At 68.4% G+C, this 7,792-nt stretch carries 5 protein-coding genes; all 5 read right to left on the reverse strand.

Annotated elements, in window-relative coordinates; translation table 11 throughout:
- Nucleotides 1–600: 600 nt before the first annotated feature.
- Nucleotides 601–1,794 (reverse strand): elongation factor Tu, encoded by a 1,194-nt coding sequence (gene tuf, locus Q0195_RS10870; RefSeq protein ID WP_299278266.1) that lies wholly within the window; start codon nt 1,792–1,794, stop codon nt 601–603.
- 115 nt (nt 1,795–1,909) lie between these two features.
- Nucleotides 1,910–4,012 carry an elongation factor G gene (gene fusA / locus Q0195_RS10875; protein WP_299278268.1) on the reverse strand — a complete coding sequence of 701 codons (2,103 nt, stop codon included), beginning with the start codon at nt 4,010–4,012 and terminating at the stop codon, nt 1,910–1,912.
- A gap of 48 nt (nt 4,013–4,060) precedes the next feature.
- The gene (rpsG, locus tag Q0195_RS10880) at nt 4,061–4,531 is read right to left on the reverse strand and encodes a 30S ribosomal protein S7 (protein ID WP_299278271.1); all 471 of its coding nucleotides are present in this window, start codon (nt 4,529–4,531) and stop codon (nt 4,061–4,063) included.
- Nucleotides 4,531–4,905: a 30S ribosomal protein S12 gene (gene rpsL / locus Q0195_RS10885; RefSeq protein WP_110852524.1), complete on the reverse strand. Its 375-nt coding sequence runs from the start codon at nt 4,903–4,905 to the stop codon at nt 4,531–4,533. Before rpsL ends, rpsG begins: the two co-directional genes overlap by 1 nt.
- Before the next feature lie 338 nt (nt 4,906–5,243).
- Nucleotides 5,244–7,792: DNA-directed RNA polymerase subunit beta' (rpoC, locus tag Q0195_RS10890; RefSeq protein WP_299278277.1), on the reverse strand; the 2,549-nt coding region annotated here is incomplete at its 5' end.

The following is a 7,792-nucleotide window of genomic DNA, read 5'->3' on the forward strand; positions in this document are numbered from 1 at the left end:
ATGCGGATCTTCTGTCCCGCCATGGCGTCGTCTAACCTCTCTCGTACCGCTCTGTGACCGTCCCCCGCGCTCGGGCGTGTCGCGTGTGGCGCACACACCTGACCGCGGCGCATCATCGATGCGGGGCCCTTGTGCTTTGCTGTGGAGCCTGGGCCTTGCGGCCCGACTCAGCCTGACACCCGAAGGACAGGCCTCCAGGCAACCGGAACAGTCTGCCAGACACGACCGCCACGTGGCGAATCGAGCCCGGCCCTCACCGGTGTGGTCTTGGTCATCGCCGTCCCTGCGGGTCGGCGACTGGCTTGTGGTGGCCGGCGTTGCCACCGACGCACCGGCCGGGCGTGGGCCCGGCCGACGCCCTACTCTACCAGCCGGCCCCGGGGCCTGACGAGGTCAGCCGCGGTGACCTACCGCACCGCCCCCTCCCCGCCCCCCGATGCGCCGGTGCGCCCCCACGAGGCACCCGCCTCGACGGCCGGCCGGCGGGAGTGACGTCCGCCGGCGGCACCTGGGCGCAGCCCGAGGGTGTGCGGGGACGCAGAAGGGCCCGGCGCGTTGGCGCCGGGCCCTTCATGACCGGGTGCTACCCCCGGTGGCAGATCACTTGAGGATCTTGGTGACGCGACCGGAGCCGACGGTCCGGCCACCCTCACGGATGGCGAAGCCGAGGCCCTCCTCCATCGCGATCGGCTGGATGAGGCTGACGGTCATCTCGGTGTTGTCACCGGGCATGACCATCTCGGTGCCCTCGGGCAGCTGGATGACACCGGTGACGTCCGTGGTGCGGAAGTAGAACTGCGGACGGTAGTTCGAGTAGAACGGGTTGTGACGCCCGCCCTCGTCCTTGTTGAGGATGTAGACCTGGGCCTCGAACTCGGTGTGCGGGGTGATGGAGCCCGGCTTCACGACGACCTGGCCGCGCTCGACCTCCTCGCGCTTGGTGCCGCGGAGCAGGAGCCCGACGTTCTCGCCGGCCTCGGCGGTGTCGAGGAGCTTGCGGAACATCTCGATGCCGGTGACCGTGGTCTTGATCGACTGGTCCTTGATGCCGACGATCTCGACCTCGTCGTTGACGTTCAGGGTGCCGCGCTCGACACGGCCGGTCACGACGGTGCCGCGGCCGGTGATCGTGAAGACGTCCTCGATCGGCATGAGGAACGGCTTGTCGACGTCGCGCTCCGGGGTGGGGATGTGCTCGTCGACGGCGTCCATGAGCTCCTCGATGGACTTGACCCACTTCGGGTCACCCTCGAGGGCCTTGAGCGCGGAGACGCGCACGACGGGGGCGTCGTCACCGGGGAAGTCCTGGCTGGAGAGCAGGTCGCGGACCTCGACCTCGACGAGCTCGAGGATCTCCTCGTCGTCGACCATGTCGGACTTGTTCAGGGCGACGAGGACGTACGGCACACCCACCTGGCGGGCGAGCAGGACGTGCTCACGCGTCTGGGCCATCGGACCGTCGGTCGCGGCGACCACCAGGATCGCGCCGTCCATCTGGGCGGCACCGGTGATCATGTTCTTGATGTAGTCCGCGTGACCAGGGGCGTCGACGTGGGCGTAGTGCCGCTTCTCGGTCTGGTACTCGACGTGCGACACGTTGATCGTGATGCCGCGCTGACGCTCCTCGGGAGCGTTGTCGACCTGGTCGTAGGACTTGAACTCGTTCAGGTCCGGGTACTTGTCCGCCAGCACCTTCGAGATCGCGGCGGTCAGCGTCGTCTTTCCGTGGTCGACGTGACCGATCGTGCCGATGTTGACGTGCGGCTTGGTCCGCTCGAACTTGGCCTTCGCCACTTGTGTCCTCCTGGGACTCGGGTAGTTGTCTGCTCTCAACAGGTGCGGGTGCGCCTGCCGGGGAGCGAGCCCTACGGGTCGGTTGGTAAGGGTACTGCTGGTCGACCTGTGGGACTCACTCGCCCCGGGTCTTCTTGATGATCTCCTCGGCGACGTTCCGAGGAACCTCGGCGTAGCTGTCGAACTGCATCGAGTACACCGCACGTCCCTGGGTCTTGGACCGCAGGTCGCCGACGTAGCCGAACATCTCCGACAGCGGCACCAGGGCGCGAACGACCTTGATGCCCGTCGCGTCCGTCATGGACTGGATCATTCCACGACGGGAGTTGAGGTCGCCGATCACGTCGCCCATGTACTCCTCGGGCGTGCGCACCTCGACGTCCATGATCGGCTCGAGGAGGACGGGGTCCGCCTTGCGGACGCCCTCCTTGAGCACCATCGAGCCGGCGATCTTGAAGGCCATCTCCGAGGAGTCGACCTCGTGGTAGGCGCCGTCGAGCAGCCGGGCCTTGATGCCCACCAGCGGGTAGCCGGCGAGCACACCGTTCTGCATGGCGTCCTGGATGCCGGCGTCCACGCTGGGGATGTACTCCCGCGGGATCCGGCCACCGGTGACCTCGTTCTCGAACTCGTACAGCTCGCCCTCGGAGGTGTCGAGGGGCTCGAAGGTGACGATGACCCTCGCGAACTGGCCGGAGCCACCGGTCTGCTTCTTGTGCGTGTACTCCACCTTCTCCGCCGTGCGGCGGATGGTCTCCCGGTAGGCGACCTGCGGCTTGCCGACGTTCGCCTCGACCTTGAACTCGCGGCGCATGCGGTCGACGAGCACGTCGAGGTGGAGCTCGCCCATCCCGCCGATGACCGTCTGGCCGGTCTCTTCGTCGAGGCGGACGGTGAAGGTCGGGTCCTCCTCCGCCAGCTTCTGGATCGCGGTGCCGAGCTTCTCCTGGTCACCCTTGGTCTTCGGCTCGACCGCGACGTGGATGACGGGCTCGGGGAAGCTCATGGACTCCAGCACGATCGGGGCGTCCTGGGCGCACAGGGTGTCGCCGGTGGTCGTGTCCTTCAGGCCGATGAAGGCGTAGATGTGGCCGGCGTGGGCCTCCTCCACCGGGTTCTCCTTGTTGGAGTGCATCTGGAAGAGCTTGCCGACACGCTCCCGCTTGCCCTTGGTGGAGTTGAGCACCTGGGCGCCCTGGGCGGCCTTGCCGGAGTAGACCCGGACGTAGGTGAGCTTGCCGAAGAACGGGTGGACGGCGACCTTGAAGGCCAGCGCAGCGAACGGCTCGTCCTCGCTCGGCCGGCGGACGAGCTCCTCGTCCTCCTTGCCCGGGACGTGGCCGACGACCGGCGGGACGTCCAGCGGCGAGGGGAGGTAGTCGATGACGGCGTCGAGGATCGGCTGGACACCCTTGTTCTTGAAGGCCGTGCCGCAGAAGACCGGGTAGGCCTCGCCCGCGACCGTCAGGGCGCGCACGCCCTTCTTGATCTCCTCGGGGGTCAGCTCCTCGCCGCCGAGGTACTTCTCCAGCAGCTCCTCGTCGGTCTCGGCGACCGCCTCGACGAGCTCGGCGTGGTACTGCTCGACCTTGTCGACGAGGTCGGCCGGGACCTCCTCGATCTCGTAGTCCTCGCCCTTGCTGACCTCGCCGCGCCAGGTGAGGGCGCGCTTGTAGACGACGTCGACGACGCCGACGAAGTCGGACTCGGCACCGATCGGCACCTGCATGACCAGCGGCTTGGCGTTGAGCCGGTCCTTGATGGTCTGCACGGTGTAGTAGAAGTCCGCGCCGAGCTTGTCCATCTTGTTGACGAAGCAGATGCGCGGGACGTTGTACTTGTCGGCCTGCCGCCAGACGGTCTCCGACTGCGGCTCGACGCCCTCCTTGCCGTCGAACACGGCGACGGCGCCGTCGAGGACGCGCAGGGAGCGCTCCACCTCGACGGTGAAGTCGACGTGGCCCGGGGTGTCGATGATGTTGATCTGGTTGTCGTGCCAGTAGCAGGTGGTGGCGGCGGAGGTGATGGTGATACCGCGCTCCTGCTCCTGCTCCATCCAGTCCATCGTGGACGCACCGTCGTGCGTCTCACCCATCTTGTAGTTGATGCCCGTGTAGAACAGGATCCGCTCGGTCGTCGTCGTCTTGCCGGCGTCGATGTGCGCCATGATGCCGATGTTGCGGACCTTGGTCAGGTCGGTCAGCACGTCAAGTGCCACAGGAGACTCTCTTCGGTCGATTCGTTGACAGGGCGGCAGGGCGAGCGACTACCAGCGGTAGTGCGCGAAGGCCCGGTTGGACTCGGCCATCTTGTGGACGTCCTCGCGCCGCTTCACCGCGGCACCGAGGCCGTTGGAGGCGTCGAGGATCTCGTTCATGAGGCGCTCGGTCATCGTCTTCTCGCGACGCACCTGGGCGTAGTCGACGAGCCAGCGCAGCGCGAGGGTCGTGGCCCGCGCCGGCGCGACCTCGACCGGCACCTGGTAGGTGGCGCCACCGACGCGGCGGGACTTCACCTCGAGCGACGGGCGGACGTTGTCCAGCGCCCGCTTGAGCACGGTGGTGGGGTCGCCGTCGGTCTTCTCACGGACACCCTCGAGGGCGCCGTAGACGATGCGCTGAGCGGTGGACTTCTTCCCGTCGCGCAGGATGCGGTTGACAAGCTGCGTGACGATCGGGGACCCGTAGACCGGGTCGGCGACGAGCGTCCGCTTGGGAGCTGGGCCCTTGCGCGGCATTACTTCTTCTCCTTCTTCGCGCCGTAACGGCTGCGAGCCTGCTGGCGACCACGGACACCCTGGGTGTCGAGCGCGCCGCGCACGATCTTGTAGCGCACGCCGGGCAGGTCCTTCACACGCCCGCCGCGGACGAGCACGATGGAGTGCTCCTGGAGGTTGTGACCGACGCCCGGGATGTAGGCCGTGACCTCGATGCCGCTGGACAGGCGCACACGGGCGACCTTGCGCAGTGCCGAGTTCGGCTTCTTCGGGGTCGTCGTGTACACGCGGGTGCAGACCCCGCGCCGCTGAGGGCTGCCCTTGAGGGCAGGCGTCTTCGACGTCGAGGTCTTGACGCTGCGGCCCTTGCGGACCAGCTGCTGAATCGTGGGCACTACGTCTCCGTCTCGGATGTGTTGTCTGCTTGCTGTTCTGCCCGGCTGACCGGGTGGGCATCGGCGTTGCCGCCGCTGCTACCCCCGCGCTCGGGTGTGTCGCCGGGCCTGAACCTGGGAACCCTGCCGGCCGGCACGTCCCGCCGGCGGAGGCACCGTGCGACCGGGGAGTCCCCAACCGTACCGAGCCGCGCCGGAGCACGCACGAGGGCCCGATGTCGCGGGCGCCGCCGAGTAGCGTACTCTGCCGCGGTTTCTCGCGTCAAAGCGTGGCGGCTTGACCTCCGTCACGCGAGGGGTGCCGTGGGGCGGCACGGAGGCCGCCCCACGGCACGCGGTCACACGCCCCGGAAGTCCACGCCGAAGGAGTCGGGACCGAAGTCCAGCTCCTCGAGCATGATCGGGTCCGAACCGCCCTGGACGAAGTCCAGCTCGTTGTAGCCCATCTGGGCGAAGGCCTTGGTCTTGGCCTCCTCGGTCGGCTCGACCTCGATGTTCCGGTACCGGGGCAGCCCGGTGCCGGCGGGGATGAGCTTGCCGAGGATGACGTTCTCCTTCAGGCCCAGCAGGGGGTCCTTGCGTCCGGTCATCGCCGCCTCGGTGAGCACCTTGGTGGTCTCCTGGAAGGAGGCCGCAGAGAGCCAGGACTCCGTGGCGAGCGAGGCCTTGGTGATGCCCATGAGCTCGGGTCGCCCGGAGGCCGGGGTGCCGCCCTCGGACACGGTGCGGCGGTTCTCGTCCTCGAAGCGGCTGCGCTCGACGAGCTCACCCGGCAGCAGCCGGGAGTCGCCGGAGTCGAGCACGGTGACCCGCCGCAGCATCTGCCGGACGATGACCTCGACGTGCTTGTCGTGGATGTCCACGCCCTGGGAGCGGTAGACCTCCTGGACCTGGTCGACGAGGTGCTTCTGCACCGCACGCGGACCGAGGATGCGCAGGACCTTCTTCGGGTCCACGGCACCGGCGACGAGCTGGCGACCGACGGCCACGTGCTCGCCGTCCTCCACCAGCAGGCGCACCCGCTTGGAGACCGGGTAGGACAGGTCCTCCCCGCCGTCGTCGCGGACGATGACGATCTTGCGGGTGCGCTCGGTGTCGTCGATCTTCACGCGGCCGGCGGCCTCGCTGATCGGGGCCTCACCCTTGGGGGTACGCGCCTCGAAGAGCTCCTGCACACGCGGCAGGCCCTGGGTGATGTCCTCCGCGGAGGCGACACCACCGGTGTGGAAGGTCCGCATGGTCAGCTGTGTCCCGGGCTCACCGATCGACTGGGCGGCGATGATGCCGACCGCCTCACCGATGTCGACGAGCTTGCCGGTGGCCAGCGAGCGGCCGTAGCACAGCGCGCAGGTGCCGACGCGGGACTGGCAGGTGAGGACCGAGCGGACCCGGACCTCCGTGACGCCGGCCTCGACGAGCTTGCCGATGAGGACGTCGCCGAGGTCGACACCCGCCTCCGCGATGACCGTGCCGTCCGGCGCGGTGACGTCCTGCGCGAGCGTACGGGCGTAGACGCTGGTCTCGACGGTCTCGTCGAGGTGCAGCTGCCCGTCCGCGTCGCGGTGCGCGATCGGCAGGGTCAGGCCCAGCGAGGTCCCGCAGTCGTCCTCGCGGATGATGACGTCCTGGGAGACGTCGACGAGGCGGCGGGTGAGGTAGCCGGAGTCGGCGGTGCGCAGCGCGGTGTCGGCCAGGCCCTTACGGGCGCCGTGCGTGGCGGTGAAGTACTCCAGCACCGACAGGCCCTCGCGGTAGTTCGACTTGATCGGCCGCGGGATGATCTGGCCCTTCGGGTCGGCGACCAGACCACGCATCCCGGCGATCTGCCGGACCTGGTGCCAGTTCCCGCGGGCACCGGAGGAGACCATCCGGAAGATGTTGTTGTCCTCCGGGAAGTTCTTCCGCATGACCTCGTCGACCTCGTTGGTCGCCTGGGTCCAGATGTCGATGAGCTCGGAGCGGCGCTCCTCCTCGCTGCGGCGGCCGAGGTCGTACTCGCGCTGGACCTTCTGCGCCTTCTCCTCGTAGCCCTCGAGGATCTTGGCCTTCTCCTCCGGGGCGACGACGTCGGAGATCGCGATCGTCACACCGGAGCGGGTGGCCCAGTAGAAGCCGGCCTCCTTCAGCGCGTCCAGGCTCGCGGCGACCTCGACCTTCGGGTACCGCTCGGCCAGGTCGTTGACGATCCCGGAGAGCTGGCCCTTGCCGACCACGTCGTTGACGAACGGGTAGTCGACCGGCAGCGTCTCGTTGAACAGCGCCCGGCCGAGGGTGGTCTCCAGGACGATCGGGTCGCCCTCCTCCCAGCCCTCGGGCGCCGTCCAGCCGCGCGGCGGGACGATGTCGGTGAAGCGGATCTTCACCGGGGCGTTGAGGTGGAGCTCCTCGTTGTCGTAGGCCATCTGCGCCTCGGCCGGCGAGACGAAGGACCTTCCCGCGCCCGGGGCGTCGGGCCGCTCACCGGTGAGGTGGAACAGGCCGATGACCATGTCCTGGGTGGGCATGGTGACCGGGCGGCCGTCCGAGGGCTTGAGGATGTTGTTGCTGGAGAGCATGAGGATCCGGGCCTCGGCCTGGGCCTCCGCGCTCAGCGGCAGGTGGACCGCCATCTGGTCGCCGTCGAAGTCGGCGTTGAAGGCGCCACACACGAGCGGGTGGAGCTGGATCGCCTTGCCCTCGACCAGCTGCGGCTCGAAGGCCTGGATGCCCAGGCGGTGCAGCGTGGGGGCGCGGTTGAGGAGCACCGGGTGCTCGGTGATGACCTCCTCCAGCACGTCCCACACCTGGGTGCGGGCCCGCTCGACCATCCGCTTGGCGGCCTTGATGTTCTGCGCGTGGTTGAGGTCGACCAGCCGCTTCATGACGAAGGGCTTGAACAGCTCCAGCG

Source organism: uncultured Georgenia sp., from assembly GCF_937958535.1.
Taxonomy (GTDB): domain Bacteria; phylum Actinomycetota; class Actinomycetes; order Actinomycetales; family Actinomycetaceae; genus Oceanitalea.

Coding starts and splice junctions, on each gene's coding strand:
- rpsG (WP_299278271.1), bottom strand. CDS start 4,531: ATGCCGCGCAAGGGCCCAGCTCCCAAGCGGACGCTCGTCGCCGACCCG.